Here is a 16,026-nt window from a genome sequence, read left to right as displayed (position 1 = left end):
TGGCCTTCTGCATTGTTTCTTAGGCGCAGAATACCGACATGACTTATGTCCTTTAACTATTGTTGTTGAGCCCACCATAATGGGGTCAGTATCGCATCACCTGCACCACCTAACAGGCTTACTGCTTGCTGATAGCCATTGGCGTTTTGGTTTTGCAGACCTGAAGGATATTTTAATCGCTGTGGCAGAAATTTAATGCTGGATTTTGAGTAAGTCCCGTCTGTCAGACCAGGCAGCGTAGTGATCGCCTGTTCAACCGTTGGGTTTTCAAAGAAAGGCAGCCCGAGCCGGCGGTGATCGCTCCAGTTTTCCAAGGGCACCCAGGGTACCTGTGCGAGGAATTTCTGGGTAATTATTTTGCTGAGGTGATCATTCTTTTTGCCCGCTTTATACAGTGCATTATCAGGATACTTAATCTGCACAGTACCTGAAGCGCCGGTTATTCCATCGGTAAATTTCATCGGATGCGTAGCGGGGGGCTCTGTTGTATTATCCCAGTTAACAGAAGTTCCATTATTATTATAATCAGTGGAGGCCAGATATGTGCCAAGATATTTTTCAATACCCCAAAATTTGAAACTTGCAGCAACGCCATCCTCATAGGCCTGCTTACCGGAAAGCGGGACATTCCAATTGCGAGCACTGGCTTCGGCCAGTAGGAAATAGGTCTCCCAGGCACCAAAGAAAACACGTTTTTCGGTACTCGTTCTAAAACGCATATTTAACCGGGGCATCGTTCCTCCATAATTCACCAGTTCATTTAACTGGTCCTTGTCGCCCCAATCCCCATCGATGCGTGCATTGAATGTGTATTTTGCATTTACTGTTTTTACGGTCTGGAGATCATCGCCTACTTTTTTGTAGAGCTTCCTTACCGGGTTCTTGTCATAATCACCGTTTTGATCCGGGAAACCACTATTAAGCGTGTCCCCTGGAATACAATAAATAACATAGGCTCTGGGGTCAATTTTATTAGGTAAGCCATCTAGCCAATACCCCGCATTTGGATCATTGTTCTTCAATGGGAAGAAATCAAAATATCGCTGGCCTAAATCATCTGCGGGTTTAATATAGCTGTCAAATTTAGAATCCAGTTGATCCGCAGATTTAACCCCCCCTAAACCAACCGCCAGGTTTCTATACGTCACAGACAAGGGTTGTACATCCCAGGATCGGCTCATCACGCCCGAAAGGTCTGACCAACCGTCTTTTTCCTGAACAGCAAAATTATCACTGTTATCGGTAATCAGATCGTCCATTGATTTGGCTGCTTCTTCAAATGCAGCTTTTGCCTTAGCAGGATCCACTTCAGATAAGCGCATAGCAAGCCTGAGCCGCATTGAGTTCCCGTATTTTTTCCATTTGGTAAAGTTATAGGCAAATGCAGGATCTTCTTTAGCCACCTCATCGGGGACCGTTATAGACTCATCGAGGTTTTCAGTAGCATCTTTTAACTCGTCCAGCATAAAATAATAGACATCCTTTACACTTGCATATTCAGGATTGGTTCCTTTAAACCCATCAATTGGGATGGGACCAAAGTTATCCGTTAATTCACTCATAAGATAAACACGCCAGATCCTCGCCACCTGTAAAAGGTTATTGGTATATTCTTTTATATTTTGCTTTGATTCTATTCTGCTACGGGCAATGTCAACTGCCTTGTTGATCTTCGTTTGCCAACCAGCTTGGTAGCCCCAATAATTGGAAGTCCAGTCATCACTGTAATTGGCAACATTGATAGCGCCCGCATCAAAATCTGAGACCTGCCGGCCTGCAGGCTCCCAGTATAAAACAAAGGACCGTTCCGCCACTTCCGGATTCATCTGTGCACCCAAGATAGCGTTATTAATCAGATATTCCACCTGTACCTGGTCCTCATTGGCGGCAGTAGGATCTGTGTTTACCTCATCAAATTTAGAACAGGAGGCAAGCGTCAGCGAAGTCGCTGCTAGCCAACATGCATATTTAAAAGTTCGTTTTATTATCGTTTTCATCACTATTTTGTTTTGAAGTTTAGAAGCTCAGGCTAAGGTTGAACATGATAGATCTTGTTGTCGGAGGAGCAGAACTTTCAAAGCCCACTGCATTTGTCCCGGTCGCATAAACCGATTCCGGATCAATGCCATGCATATGACTGGAAATCATCCAGACATTATTGCAGGACAATCCTACGCTAGCTCTCTGAATCGGGGACCTTTCCAACCATCTATGAGGGAGGTTATAACTCAGCTGTACATTACGAAGCCTGATATTGGTTGCATCATACAGATTGGCCTCGACAATGCCGATATTGCCGCTTTGGATAGCTGTCCAATATTGCTCTGTCGTAATTTCTGCCGTATTTTTTGTATATCCGCCTTTGCCATCTTCTACAACCCCATCAACCACCATTTTGCCTCGGCTGCCGGTAATCCCGGCAGTGCCCGCCGCTTCCATTGCAGCATAGGTTGCAGAAAAGATTTTTCCGCCAAAACGGCCATCTACCAAGAAAGACAAGTTAAATCCCCCGAAAGAAAACTGATTGGTGATACCCAACAGATAGTCTGCTTGCTGATTGCCAAGATCGCGTTTGTCGGAGGTACCCTTTGGCAAACCGGTTCCATCTAAAAGTAATTCACCATAATATTTACTATTTGGATCTTCTACACGCTGAAAGGCTGTTCCATAAATTTCTCCATAATTCTTGCCGGTTTCAGCCACAATAGAAAGGGCATCATAACCGCCTAGACCATAAGAAGGGTTTCCTTCAGTCAGAGAAATAATTTTATTATTGTTCTTGGAGAAATTCACTGTCATATTCCAGTTCAGTGATTCTGGCTTGTTCAAGATACTGGTATTTAATATTACTTCAATACCCTCGTTCTGAATATTTCCTGCATTGATCATTTTGCTGGAATAGCCACTTAGTGCATCCTGCGGAATAGCCAACAGCTGCCTGGTAGCGTTCGTTTTGTACCAAGAAACATCCAGTCCTATCCTGCTTTGAAGAAACCTGAGCTCCGTACCGATTTCTGTAGACTTAATTAACTCACTGCGTACATCTGAATTATAGAATGTGCTTCCTGTACTGGCTGTTGTATTACCATTAGGGTCCTTTCCGATGCTATAAGTATTATATAACTGATATGGCTGAAGGCTATTACCCACTTCAGCAACGGAAGCGCGCAATTTGCCATAGGTAAACCAGGAAGGAACAGAACCTCCTGTCTTGCGTATCATATCTGTAAAGACATAGGATAAGCTAAGAGATGGATAAAAATATGACCTGTTGTCCTTGCTGAGGGTAGAGGACCAGTCATTTCTGAAAGTTCCATCCAGGAAGATGTAACCGTCATAGTTCACCTGTATCGTTCCGTAAAGAGAATTAATTTTCTGATGGCTGTAAGACTGACTTACGGTCGGGCTGTTTTTACCATTGTTCAATAAGAACAAGTCGGGCACGACCAACTCTCCCGATCCCGAGCTCAAAGAAGAGACCGTACGGTCCATCAGGTTACCGCCAACATTTACCAATCCCCCGAATTTACCAAAGATGTTATCTTTCTGGGCATTGACCAGAAAGCTATAGTTTGTTTCTGTAAAAGAATTTTTGCCCTGGCTATATTGGTTAGTGATCGGACCTCCGGCATATGCTTTTGCTTCGGTCGCGGTATTGTATATGTCTGCACCACCTTTAATCTCTGCGTTCAGCCAGTCATTAAACTGGTATTTTAAAGACCCGTTCAGTAAAAAACGGTCTCTCGTATCGCTGTTCAGATTGTACAATGCCCCCCAATAAGGGTTAACCGCGGAGGATGCCGGCTCATACCAGATCATATTACCATAAGGGTCAGTAGCTGCTGAGAAATCCCGGATATCCAGACTGCGCGGCAGCTGATACATCACAGCGAACGCATTACCGGCATTGACGCCACCGCTGGGACGGTTACTGGCAGTTGACTTGCTATACTGAACTTTGGTATCCAGGGTCCAGCGGTCATCTTTGCCAAACTTGCTGACCGCTCTGGAAGTCAAGTTAGTCCGCTCATATTTAGAGCCTGGCAACATACTCTTGTCATATAACCTGTTAAAAGAGGTGTATATAGAAGTTTTATTATACAACTGGGAGAAGGAAACATTTGTGCTATTATTAAACCCTGTGTTAAAGAAACTCTTCACGTTATCATAAGCCTGCATTGCCCCCGTTGTACCATCCCACTTTTCATACGATTGACCTTTTATCTCCGGTCCCCAGCTGGAGCCCGACGTTTTGTCATAAACGCCGTTTTCTCCCTGGCCATAGGTACTTTGCATATCAGGCTGGGTAAACACGTTTTCCATTCCAAAATTGGACGAAACGGTGATGCCAAGGCCGTTCTGCTTTTTTCCCGTCTTGGTTGTTATCAGTATAACACCGTTACCAGCCCGGGAACCATATAGCGCAGCTGCAGCCGGCCCCTTGAGCACGCTCACACTGGCAATATCATCAGCATTGATGTCAGAGAGACCATTACCCATATCCAGAGACGGATTCCAGAAATCGTTGGTTCCACCACGTGGAACACCGGCATAGTTATCAATTGGAATACCATCCACAACGATCAGCGGTTGGTTATCTCCGGTAAGAGAATTGTATCCTCTTAATACAATCTTGGTAGATCCCGCCGGCCCGTTACTGGACTTGATCACTTGTAACCCGGCAACCTTTCCAGAGAGGGTATTAGTCACGTTGGGTTCATGACGATCCGCCAACTCGGCGCCTTTAATTTCCTGCACGCCATATCCAAGAGATTTACTTTCTCTTTTAATACCCAATGCCGTCACTACTACATCACTGCCTGCTGAGGCCGCTTCATTTGCTGTCATGGTAACTTCCATTGTTGGCCCCGTTACCGTTTGCTCAGCATCTGCGAAGCCGATATAGGAAAATGTTAAGACATCACCATTGGTTGCCTTAATATGGAAGGATCCGTTATCCTGCGACAGCACCTTTTGCTGACCATCTTTAACGGCAACGACCACCCCTGCAAGAGGCGCCCCTTCACTAGATTTGACCACCCCGGAAACTTCCTGGGTTTGGGCAAAGGCGTTGCCCCAAAGGAGAAGGCCTGCAATAAAAAGATATACAGCCCTTAGAACAACTTGTGTCGATTTTTTCATAAACACTTCTTTTGCTTTGAATTGAATTTTGAACTTTCTAAATGATTATTCTTACATTGTACTTGCGGCTTTCGTTTCGGTCAAGACGCACATGCTCTCATAGATTATCCGATATTTGCTTTGCAGTCAAAATATGCTCCATCGGACATTGCTTTATATTTTCTATAACCAAAGTCGCAGCTCCGATAATTTCGGCTTCATGCCCTAACTTTGATAATTCTATTTTTGTATTACTGACCAATTTGGGAATGCAGAATTCATTAATAGCCTGCTGTATGGGCGCCAGCCATACCCGGCCTGCACCAGCCATCCGGCCACTTAATATCACCTTTCCGGGATTGATGAGATGCATCAAAATCGCAATCCCTCTTCCTATATTATAAGCTACTGACGAAATGATCTCAATAACCAGCGTGTCCCCTAATATTGCCGCTTCTATAAATTGCCTGGCTATCGCCTCGTGATCAATGTCATCTAAGGGAATTTTTGTCAGATAGGTTGCTCTCCCCGAACGAATCTCTGATTTCGCTTTTTTGATCATATAGGATAATGAGGTTTCTGTTTCCAGACACCCAGTCTTTCCGCAGCTACATAGCTTTCCATTTTTAAATAATGGGATGTGGCTGAATTCACCAGCAAATCCGTCATTACCTCTAAAAAGCTTTCCTTCCAGGATCATCCCCAACCCGATTCCCCAACTCAGGTTTAATATCATGGCGTTTTTCTCTTCGGTAGCCTGCCCATATTTGATTTCTGCGATAGCGATGGTTGAAGAGTCATTTTCAATAAATGTGGGGTAACCAGTTTGCTCTTTAATATGCGTACCAACGTTTGTTCCTAAAAAAGTAAAATTGGCGCCCTTTTCCGCATTGATAAATCCTGGCATTCCGATACCGATACCGAGAATTTTACTTCTGTCAATCGGGGCTTCTGCGATATATTGTTGAATGGCCTTGGTAAGCACATCCAAAGATTGGAGATTGTCTGCCAAATGGAGTTCAATCTGATGTACAGGCGCGATCGCGCCTCTATTCGCATCTAATATCACGATCCGTGAAACAAATTGGTCCATTGCAACGGCTACTAAATAAAAAGTGTCCGGCCTAAGGGAATGTGTCTGTGGCCGCCGTCCTCCGCTTGAAGGCGCCAATCCTTTTTCTATAAGAATTCCGTCTTCCACCAATTCTGCAACCAGCTTCATGGTCAGGGAATGGCTTTTCCCGATTTGTTCGCTGATCTCGGAAAAAGATAACCCATCAGACAAAAAGAGGGCTTTGATGATATTTTTCTTATTTAGGATTGTTTTGGTTGCCATTGACCATCGCTTTAAAAAAGACCAATTGAAAGCATGAAAGTAGAATAAACTTTTAATTTTTTATGATAAGAATTGTATTTTTTTTAATTTTTTTTTAAAATAAGTCACAATTTAATAATAATTAATCGCTTACGGATTACACCCACTATGTATTTGCTCCGTCAATTTTCTGAAACTTTATGAAAAATTCGTTAGTTTATTAGCAATTTAATAATAACGGTGAGCAAGCTATTATGCAAAAAGCAGCAGGTAGCAACATAGATTCCTGCAAGTAAAATCATTCCTTTGTTATTTATTGAGCACAATCTTTAGTGCCGTGACATTGATTCAGACAACAGATATAAAATCAAATAATGCCCGGAAAAGAATAAATAACTCATTATCAATTTGTTTGGAAAAGAAGCGAGCCTAAATATGACACTTGCATGACCAAAATCATTTTTTTTCAACAGAGCCTGTGAGTACCTTTGCCGAGTGAAATCCCGTGGTATTAAACTTTGTATTCATATGGCATTCAGCGGTCTCTAATATTTTTATCGCTATGGCAATCCGAAACAATTACCGCAGGTCTCGCAATTAACAAACAGGGACATTGACATTGATAAGGACATGGAAATTGAACAGTTTCATATAGTTGGCATAAATTATAAAAAGACAGATACATCGATCAGGGGGCAATTTGCCTTAAACAACGAAGGATATGCTAATCTATTAATGAAAGCGCAGGGGCTGGGTATCAATAGTTTATTTGTACTTTCTACTTGTAACCGCACAGAAATCTATGGTATTGCCCCATCTGCAGAACTATTGGCAGATCTGCTTTGCTCCGAAACGCAGGGGGATATCGCCACCTTTAAACCGCTGGCTTATCACAAAAGAGGCAAAGCCGCTATCGAACATTATTTTCACGTTGCCTGTGGACTGGATTCACAGATTTTAGGGGATTATGAAATCGTCGGCCAGATCAGGCAGGCCGTAAAATTCGCAAAGGCACACAATTGCATCAATGCCTTTTTAGAAAGGTTATCCAATACCGCCTTCCAGACATCTAAAGCTATAAAAAACCAGACGTCCCTGAGCGGTGGCACTGTTTCGGTAGCGTTTGCAGCCATCCAGTTCCTGAAATTACACTGTTCAGATATCAGTCACAAAAAGTTTGTGCTCATCGGTACCGGCAAAATCGGTTACAACACCTGCAAAAACCTGATTGATTATTTGGGAGCAAAGGATATTACCCTGATCAACAGGAGTCAGGAAAAAGCGCAAGTTATTGCAGATGAACTGGGTCTTAAAATCGCTCCTTTTGAACAGCTTCAACAAGCATCCGCACATGCTGATATTGTCATAGTGGCAACGAACGCCCCAGGGCCTATTCTATTCAAAGAAGACCTGAACACCACAGGTAAAAAAATACTGATTGACCTTTCTGTTCCCCGTAATATTGATATATCGGTGAAAAACAGAGCACAGACTATTTTGGTCAATGTTGACGACCTTTCCAAATTGGGTGATGCCACGTTAAAAACAAGACAGGCAGAAGTCCCTAAAGCTCTTTCCATTATCGATAGCTATCTGGAGGAATTTAAACAGTGGTACCAGATGCGCAAAAATGTACCCATCATCCGCGCTGCCAAGCAGTCGCTCATGGATATCCATCACTGCGCCTGGTTTCAGTCCCTCCAGATGGAGGCCCCCGAAAATGCCGCACAACAGGAAGACGCCATCAAGACGGCTATTAAAAACCTTGCAGTCAAAATGCGCAGCCAGGAACAAACGCCGGGATGCGCCTATATAGAGACCCTTCATGATTTTGTCAACTTTACGGCTTCGACCGGCCTTGCCCGTAAAAGAAAGGACAACCCGGAGTCGCTGGCATCCGAGCTGGGATAATCCAGGCAACCTTATTGAATCTTTTATAACCGGTCTCTTTCTCTTGCCCTTTAGAGATCTTCTGAATAAAAAAAGCACTGATGGACAGATCCCGTGTATTAAAAATAGGAACCAGAGATAGTCGGTTAGCCATGTGGCAGGCAACAACTGTTCAGGGCTTACTCCAACGACTCGGCATTCAAACTGAATTAGTGCCCGTAAAAAGTGAAGGTGATTTAGATTTGGTAACGCCGCTATATGCCATGGGTGTTCAGGGGGTTTTTACCAAAACCCTCGACGCTTTCTTACTGAGCCGCAAAATAGATATTGTCGTGCATTCTTTTAAGGACGTTCCTACACAGTTGGCGGCTGGCATCGCCCAGGGAGCCGTGCTGCCCAGGGCCAGCGAAAAAGACCTTCTGGTGTTTAAAGAACCGGCCTTCGCCGAGGCTTTTCTTAAAGGAGAAGACAGTCAGCTTTCCGGAACTATTGCCACCGGTTCTGTAAGGCGCAAAGCGCAGATCCTGCAAAAATTCCCCTTACTTAAAATAGAGAACCTTCGCGGCAACGTACAGACCCGCATGCAAAAACTTCACCATCACGGGTGGGACGGCGCCATCTTTGCCGCGGCAGGATTAGAGCGCATAGGTGAACGTCCCGTAAATGCTTCAGCGATTCCCTGGATGCTGCCGGCTCCGGCTCAAGGGGCTATAGTAGTGGTTGCCCGCACAGATGATACCACGGCATTGGAAGCTGTTCGCCCACTTAATGATGTACATACAGAAAAAGCCGTACAGATAGAACGCGACTTTTTAAGTACACTGATGGGAGGGTGTTCCACCCCGATCAGCGCCTATGCCCGGATAAAAGATGGCCAGGTCCTATTCGCCGGCAGTATCCTGTCGCCGGATGGCCGGCAAAAATTTGAATGCCGGGAAGTGGCCGCACTCAGCTCCTGTCAGGATCTGGGAATAACGGCTGCGAAGGCCTTACTGGACCAGGGGGCTGATAAAATCGTACGCCAGATCAAACAAGAGACAGGCTCATCAGATGCTCAGAAGTCTTAAAATTGTACCGTCATGATCAAATGTATAATTACTACAGCAGAAATTTCAGATTCGAGCGCTATTGATAGCTGGGAGTTCTCGTACAGACTGTATACCTTTCCTTTAATACGAAAGGAACTTTCCTATGACAGTGAAGTGGAACAGTTGATATTTCAACGGGGAAGAGAAAAGATCAACGCAATATTTACCAGTGAGGTTGCTGTGAGATCGGTATTTGAAAGACTTGAACAACAACCGGATTGGAATATCTATTGCTTAAGCGGCAAGACCAGAACAACGCTTTTAAAGTTTATTCCAGAGACTCTGATCGCCGCAATGGGGCGCAACAGTTCGGATCTTTCCGTTATAATCAAAGCACATCCGGACCCCTTGAAAGAAAGGCCGGCGGTCTTCTTCTGCGGAAACCGCAGAATGCCTACGCTACCCCTGACTTTTCAGCAGCTCGGAATCCCTTTAGAAGAAATAATCAGTTATAATACGTCCTGCGCACCCTCAACCATTCGCGGAGACATTCATGGCTTTTTATTTTTCAGTCCCTCTGCTGTTGACTGTTTTTTCACGCATAATCCGCAGGTTTCTGATAAGTCTGTTTTGTTTGCTATTGGGGAAACAACAGCTGAGTCTATCAAAGCACATTGTGCCAACGAAATTATTGTGGCGCCTGAGCCTAGCGAGGCAGCGCTCTTAAATGAAGTAAAAATATATTTTGAAGCTTTAAAAAAACTTGAAAAATAGTTCCCACTTTTTATGACAACAACTATTAATACATCTTCTGCCGCCATAAAAAACGATTTAATATTAAGGGCGCTAAATGGCGCTCCTACCGAACGATTTCCGGTATGGATGATGCGTCAGGCAGGCCGTTATCTGCCAGAGTATATCCGGCTCAGAAATAAATACTCCTTTTTTGAAAGGGTCCAGACCCCGGAACTGGCCGCAGAGATCACCCTCCAACCGGTTGATATTATCGGTGTCGATGCCGCCATCTTATTTTCTGATATCCTGGTCATTCCACAGGCGATGGGGATGGAAGTGCAATTGGTAGAAAAGATAGGCCCCTTATTGCCGGATCCGATTAAGGCAGCCAAAGATATTGAGCGTCTTCAGGTGCCGGATATTGAGGAAAAACTGGGATATGTCACTGATGCGATCCGGTTGATCAAACAAGAATTAAATGGACGCGTGCCTTTGATTGGATTTGCAGGTGCCCCATGGACATTATTATGTTATATGGTTCAGGGTAAGGGCTCCAAGACTTTTGACGAGGCAAAAGCGTTTTGTTATCAAAATCCGGCGCTCGCAGCAAAGCTTTTACAAAAGATCACCGACAGCACTATTCTTTACCTGAAAGCACAGATTGCAGCCGGAGCAGACCTGATTCAAGTCTTTGACAGTTGGGGCGGACTGCTGGGTAAATCAGATTTTGAAACCTGGTCACTTCCCTACCTTCAACAGATCACGGCTGCCATCGCCGATGAAGCGCCGGTGATCTTGTTTGCCAAGGGCGCCTGGCAGTCCTTGCCCGCTATGGCCAAAACCGGTGCCAGCGGGTTGGGAATAGACTGGTGTATTGAAGCTGCGACTGCCAGAGATCTTGCAGGAAAAGACATTACTTTGCAAGGGCATCTGGATCCTTCAAAGCTCCTTTTGCCGATTGCGGCGCTCAAAAAAGAAGTAGAGGCAATGTTGCTGAGCTTTGGCGATGATAGCTGGATTGCCAATCTCGGTCATGGTATTTTGCCCAATATACCTGTGGATCATGCCCGGGCATTTGTGGAAACAGTACAGACATTTGAGCGGAAAGCCTAGCGTATAACAGCAAAGCAATTGTGATGGAAAAAGTATTTTCAATAGCAGATGTTACCAGGGAAATGGGACCCTCTGCCAATGGATTCAGGGAACGCTGGGCCAGCTATATACTGGAACTGCAGCAGTCAATCTGTACGGGCCTTGAAGCAAAGGACGGGATCTCCCGTTTTACAGATGAACAATGGGCCAGATCCGGAACGGACTCAAAGGCAGAGGGCGGAGGGCGCACCCGCATCATCTCCGGTGGAAGCATTTTTGAAAAAGGAGGGGTCAATACCTCTATTGTTCATGGAAAAGTCACTGACCCAATGCGCGTGCAGCTCGGAATGGATGGTGACCGTTGGTTTGCGGCAGGGATTAGCCTTGTGCTGCATCCTAAAAACCCTTTTGTGCCGACTTCGCATGCCAACTGGCGTTATTTTGAATTATATGACGAGAAAGGAAAAGTAATTCGAAACTGGTTTGGCGGTGGCGCAGACTTAACTCCTTATTATTTATTTGAGGAGGATGCCCGCCATTTTCATGGCTGTTTTAAAAACGCCATGGCTCCTTTTGGCAGCACACTGTATCCGGCTTACAAAGCCTGGTGCGACCGATATTTTAATAATGCGCACAGAGGATTTGAGATGCGTGGCATTGGCGGCGTCTTCTATGACCACTTGGTTCCGGGAGAGATGAGCAAACAGCATCCCGTTTCCTTTACCCTGGAAGAAGCCTTCGCCTTTCAAAGAGCAGTAGGGAATCAGTTTATGGCGGCGTACCTGCCGATTATAGAAAGAAGAGCAGACGAACCCTATACTGACCAAAACACCTACTGGCAACAAATCCGGCGCGGCAGGTATGTCGAGTTTAACCTGATCCATGACCGCGGAACTTTATTCGGCCTTAAAACCAATGGCCGGACTGAGAGCATTCTTATGAGCCTGCCGCCACAAGTTCGTTTCGACTATAATTACCAGCCTGCGGAAGGATCACCCGAAGCCGCCCTTCTGGACGTGTGCCGGCATCCCAGGGACTGGGCGTAGGCCGCAAATAAGTAACCCAATTGCCGGCGGTATCTGCTGGCTCACCATAAATTTACAAGTGATATGTATTTACAAAGAAGAAACAGAATTACCCGGCGTACGGATGCCATCCGTAGCCTGGTAGCGGAGACAACACTCACACCCAACGATTTTATTTTACCTATATTCATCGACGAAGGCAAAGAAATTGTCCATGAAATCCCTTCCATGCCGGGTTATTACCGTCGCTCCCTGGATAAGACGATAGAAGAAGTCCGGACGCTCTGGGGCCTCGGTATTAAAAGCGTCCTGCTGTTTGTCAAATGCGATGACAATGTCAAAGACAATACCGGAAAAGAGAGCTGGAATCCGGACGGGCTGATGCAAAGAGCCATCAAGGCGATCAAAGACGCCGTTCCCGAAATGATTGTAATGACCGATGTGGCACTCGACCCTTATTCTCAATACGGCCATGACGGTATCGTTGATATCAAAAGCGGTTATATCTTAAATGACGAAACCGTAGAGGCCTTGACCAGAATGAGCATCTCCCATGCAGAGGCCGGTGCGGATTTTATCGCGCCCAGTGATATGATGGATGGGCGTATTGGTGCCTTTAGAAAAGCGCTGGAAGACAACGGCAATACCGGGGTTGGCATTCTTTCATACAGCGCCAAATATGCCAGCTGTTTTTATGGTCCCTTCAGAGATGCGCTGGACAGTGCTCCGGGCTTCGGGGACAAGAAGACCTATCAGATGAATTATGCCAACCGCATAGAAGCCATTAACGAAACCCTGCAGGACATAGAACAAGGAGCGGATATCGTAATGGTAAAGCCAGCCATGGCCTACCTGGATGTTATAAGAGAAGTCAGAAATGCGGTAACGGTACCTGTCAGCGCCTACCATGTCAGCGGTGAGTATGCGATGATCAAGGCCGCCGCGAAAATGGGCTGGCTGGATGAGCAGAAAGCGGTGCTGGAAAGTCTGACCTCCATTAAGAGGGCCGGCGCTGATCTGATTGCGACGTATTTTGCCAAGGACGTGGCGGAACTGCTGGGGTAGGCATTCGCTATCTTTGTAGAGAAAATAAGAGCCAAAGATCCAGAAGTGTGACTAACAAAAGCGCAATGAAATACAAGGCGGCTGTACTAAGTCCGATAATCGTTGACTTTATCCAGCCGCTTTTATATACCCGATGGATTGCAATAATGTAATAAAGGATACAGGCTATTAATGCGATATTACTTAAATTGGTCTGAAGCGAATCAAATGGATTTATTAAAGGAATAATGCAGATAATAAAAACAAAGCTATGCATATGTAATGCGAACACGGCGTGATCGACAAAATAATACTTTTTTTGTCGTATCAGAAATAGCTTCAATAGGCCCGCCAGAACCGGGATCATAAAGAAAAAGATCTTGGGAAAGGAATGCATTAGGCGCTCCTTAAATTCTTTCGGATTTTCCCTTAGTTCAGAAAGCAGGTCGTCCCCCACTTCACTGGTATATTTTTCTGCGGCATTGATTTCTCTTCCGTTTTTCTTCGCATCCTCCTGAAGTAGCTTCTGAATGGAGACGTCTTTAATAGAATCCGGTTTTGCCTCTTCTACTTTCTGCTGTTTTGCATCCCCATACTTGACACTAAAGAGGGATTGCTGGAACATCGGCAATAATAAAAAAAATACGATGCTCACAAAAATATAGAGAGAAATCGGAGGAATATAACTTTGCCTTTTCTTCTGCTGATAGGCCACTGTCAGTTTACCGGGAGCAGTCACCAGGGCGCTGAGCGTCCGCCAGAATTTGCTGTCATAGTGGAAATAGTGCGCCACAAAATGGCTGATAAGCCCCCAAAAAGTGTCCTTATGTAGATGGGTTTGCTGACCGCAATTAGCACAGTAATGCCCCGAAGCGTCAAAGCCGCAGTTGGGGCAAGGATGAAGAGGCACATCTCCTTGATCAGGAGGGTCCTGAACAGCTTGGTCTTTCATAATAGCTGGGGTTTCTTTTTAAAATATGTCTTTGTGTTCATGTGACAGTATAATCCTGAACAAACATATAACAATTATTCCATTTTGAAATGCCCGTGTCTCACCAAAGGGGATGAAGATCTGCCCTTCATCGAATCAAATATGCCTTGATTTAAAAGTCCTTGCCGGACGCTTTCGTTGACCTCTGGCTCTTCAACAAAAGGGTAATTCTTTCGTAGGATTGTAGTATTACCGGAATGCGCATCTGTATGCATTATTTGAAATTTAATCGCGTTAGCCGTACTCCTTTCTTTTGAATTAACCATTTATGGCCCGATTTTAACCGGCGTCAGGTTATTTGTTGAATTTTGTTTTTATTGCACGGGCTTCCTTCATCTTGTTTCAGCTTTTTGCGTCTAAACCAAACAGAATGGCCGTTTATCGTGTGATATTAAAATATAAATGCGCTTTCGTTTTAGCTTCTTACAGAGCTTTGTTTCTATGTGCCTTACTTTTCCAGGCTTTTGTAACCTCCGCGCATACACCGTTTTCTGATACGACCGGCAAATCCGGCCACAGTAAAGAAATTCGGATCCCGGCTCACTTAAGTACCGTCCCGGACAATAATGATTTCCATGATACCGCCAGTGAATATTGCTATCAGCGCAGTATAGAAGGCAAAGACATTATCATCTTCTGGTCCAAACAGTATGGGCAGGATCCGCTGACCAATCCGGATACCCTCAGAAGATTCGACGCCAAAAGAGCCCTCAAAGAATGCGAACGGTTCTACCGGTTTTATGTGGATTCATTACAAGTGGTTCAGAAAAAAGGCGGAGTCATTGATAAATATAAAGTGATTTTTCTGGTCGTGGGAGGCACCGATAATACGGCCTACGGCTGGGGCCAGGACAGCGTTGGTGTTCTATGGACACCGGCCTCCAGAATGAGCCACTATCCCTATGGCGTCCTGGCCCATGAACTGGGACATGCCTTTCAATATCTTTCCTCGCTCGACTATACTGGGACGCTGGGTGGTCCTATTACAGAAATGGCGGCTCAATACCTGCTCTGGCAGGTTTACCCTGGCTGGCTGACCTTCGAAAATTACCATTTAAAAGCATTCATGCAGCAAACCCATCTGGCCTTTGAGCACCCGGCCAATATGTATCACAGTCCTTTTGTGCTGGAATACTGGTCAGAGAAGTATGGAAAGACATTCTACAGTCAATTGCTGCACCAGGCTAAAAAAGGGGAAGATATTGTAGCGGTATTCAAACGGGTCCGGCAGATGGATCAAGAAGCGTTCAATGACGATATGTTTGCCGGTGTCCGTCATTTTATCACCTGGGACTTGCCCAGGATCAGATCAATCGCCGTGCCGTATGCCAATCCGCATGGCACCAGAATGGCGCCTGGAGCAGCAGGATGGTATAGAGTCGATACTATACACGTCCCGCAGAACTACGGTTATAACGCCATCAGGCTTCAGGTCCCTGATAACAACCTTAATGATATTACTCTACAATTTAAAGGATTGGTGACTACCGATATTGCCGGAGGCAAGAAAATACCCGCGGGATGGCGTTATGGTTTTGTTGCTTATACCAGAGAAGGCGAGACCTATTACAGTGACATAGGCCGTAACAGCCATGGCCGCCTCTCTTATGTGGTTCCTAAAGGAACAGCCTACCTCTGGCTGGTGGTCATGGGCGCCCCCGGATTATATGTACCACCTGTGTTGCATCACGAAAAAAAGGCGGTCTGCTATTGTGAATGGCCCTACGCTGTCAAACTTGAAGGGACGAACCTTTTCCCGCCCGGGCATTAAATTGGAAGGCTGCC

11 protein-coding genes are annotated in these 16,026 nt (G+C 45.3%); 7 read left to right on the top strand and 4 right to left on the bottom strand.

From position 1 onward, the window contains the following. Positions 1-56: 56 nt before the first annotated feature. From K9M52_RS09520 to K9M52_RS09510, 3 genes are all read right to left on the bottom strand, one after another. Positions 57-1,997 (bottom strand): SusD/RagB family nutrient-binding outer membrane lipoprotein, encoded by a 1,941-nt coding sequence (locus K9M52_RS09520; protein ID WP_224071824.1) that lies wholly within the window; start codon positions 1,995-1,997, stop codon positions 57-59. A gap of 19 nt (positions 1,998-2,016) precedes the next feature. Continuing rightward, complete coding sequence (locus K9M52_RS09515; RefSeq protein ID WP_224071823.1) at positions 2,017-5,142, bottom strand: SusC/RagA family TonB-linked outer membrane protein; 3,126 nt, start codon at positions 5,140-5,142, stop codon at positions 2,017-2,019. A 97-nt stretch (positions 5,143-5,239) separates the two neighbouring features. Further along, entirely contained in the window at positions 5,240-6,457 is a 1,218-nt protein-coding gene (locus K9M52_RS09510; RefSeq protein ID WP_224071822.1) for an ROK family protein, read from the bottom strand. A 609-nt stretch (positions 6,458-7,066) separates the two neighbouring features. On the opposite strand from K9M52_RS09510, the gene hemA reads away from it, so the two are divergent. The 6 genes from hemA to hemB all read left to right on the top strand — a co-directional run bounded on the left by hemA (position 7,067) and on the right by hemB (position 13,271). Beyond that, positions 7,067-8,347: a glutamyl-tRNA reductase gene (gene hemA / locus K9M52_RS09505; protein WP_224071821.1), complete on the top strand. Its 1,281-nt coding sequence runs from the start codon at positions 7,067-7,069 to the stop codon at positions 8,345-8,347. Positions 8,348-8,427: 80 nt separating this feature from the next. After that, positions 8,428-9,393 carry a hydroxymethylbilane synthase gene (gene hemC, locus K9M52_RS09500; protein WP_224071820.1) on the top strand — a complete coding sequence of 322 codons (966 nt, stop codon included), beginning with the start codon at positions 8,428-8,430 and terminating at the stop codon, positions 9,391-9,393. A 12-nt stretch (positions 9,394-9,405) separates the two neighbouring features. Further along, positions 9,406-10,128 carry a uroporphyrinogen-III synthase gene (locus K9M52_RS09495; RefSeq protein WP_224071819.1) on the top strand — a complete coding sequence of 241 codons (723 nt, stop codon included), beginning with the start codon at positions 9,406-9,408 and terminating at the stop codon, positions 10,126-10,128. Between the two features lie 12 nt (positions 10,129-10,140). Continuing rightward, the gene (hemE, locus tag K9M52_RS09490) at positions 10,141-11,202 is read left to right on the top strand and encodes a uroporphyrinogen decarboxylase (RefSeq protein WP_224071818.1); all 1,062 of its coding nucleotides are present in this window, start codon (positions 10,141-10,143) and stop codon (positions 11,200-11,202) included. A 23-nt stretch (positions 11,203-11,225) separates the two neighbouring features. Beyond that, positions 11,226-12,227 carry an oxygen-dependent coproporphyrinogen oxidase gene (gene hemF / locus K9M52_RS09485; protein WP_224071817.1) on the top strand — a complete coding sequence of 334 codons (1,002 nt, stop codon included), beginning with the start codon at positions 11,226-11,228 and terminating at the stop codon, positions 12,225-12,227. A gap of 63 nt (positions 12,228-12,290) precedes the next feature. Then, positions 12,291-13,271 (top strand): porphobilinogen synthase, encoded by a 981-nt coding sequence (gene hemB, locus K9M52_RS09480; protein ID WP_224071816.1) that lies wholly within the window; start codon positions 12,291-12,293, stop codon positions 13,269-13,271. 7 nt (positions 13,272-13,278) lie between these two features. Here the strand turns inward: hemB and K9M52_RS09475 are convergent, their stop codons facing one another. After that, positions 13,279-14,202, bottom strand: a complete 924-nt coding sequence (locus tag K9M52_RS09475; protein WP_224071815.1) for a DUF3667 domain-containing protein — start codon at positions 14,200-14,202, stop codon at positions 13,279-13,281. A gap of 409 nt (positions 14,203-14,611) precedes the next feature. On the opposite strand from K9M52_RS09475, the gene K9M52_RS09470 reads away from it, so the two are divergent. After that, positions 14,612-16,012, top strand: a complete 1,401-nt coding sequence (locus K9M52_RS09470; RefSeq protein ID WP_224071814.1) for a DUF6055 domain-containing protein — start codon at positions 14,612-14,614, stop codon at positions 16,010-16,012. The last annotated feature ends 14 nt before the right edge of the window (positions 16,013-16,026 follow it).

It is taken from the genome of Arachidicoccus terrestris (assembly GCF_020042345.1).
Lineage (GTDB): Bacteria > Bacteroidota > Bacteroidia > Chitinophagales > Chitinophagaceae > Arachidicoccus > Arachidicoccus terrestris.
Note: the sequence above shows the minus strand (reverse complement) of the source record. Positions and strands in the feature narration are given on the sequence as shown.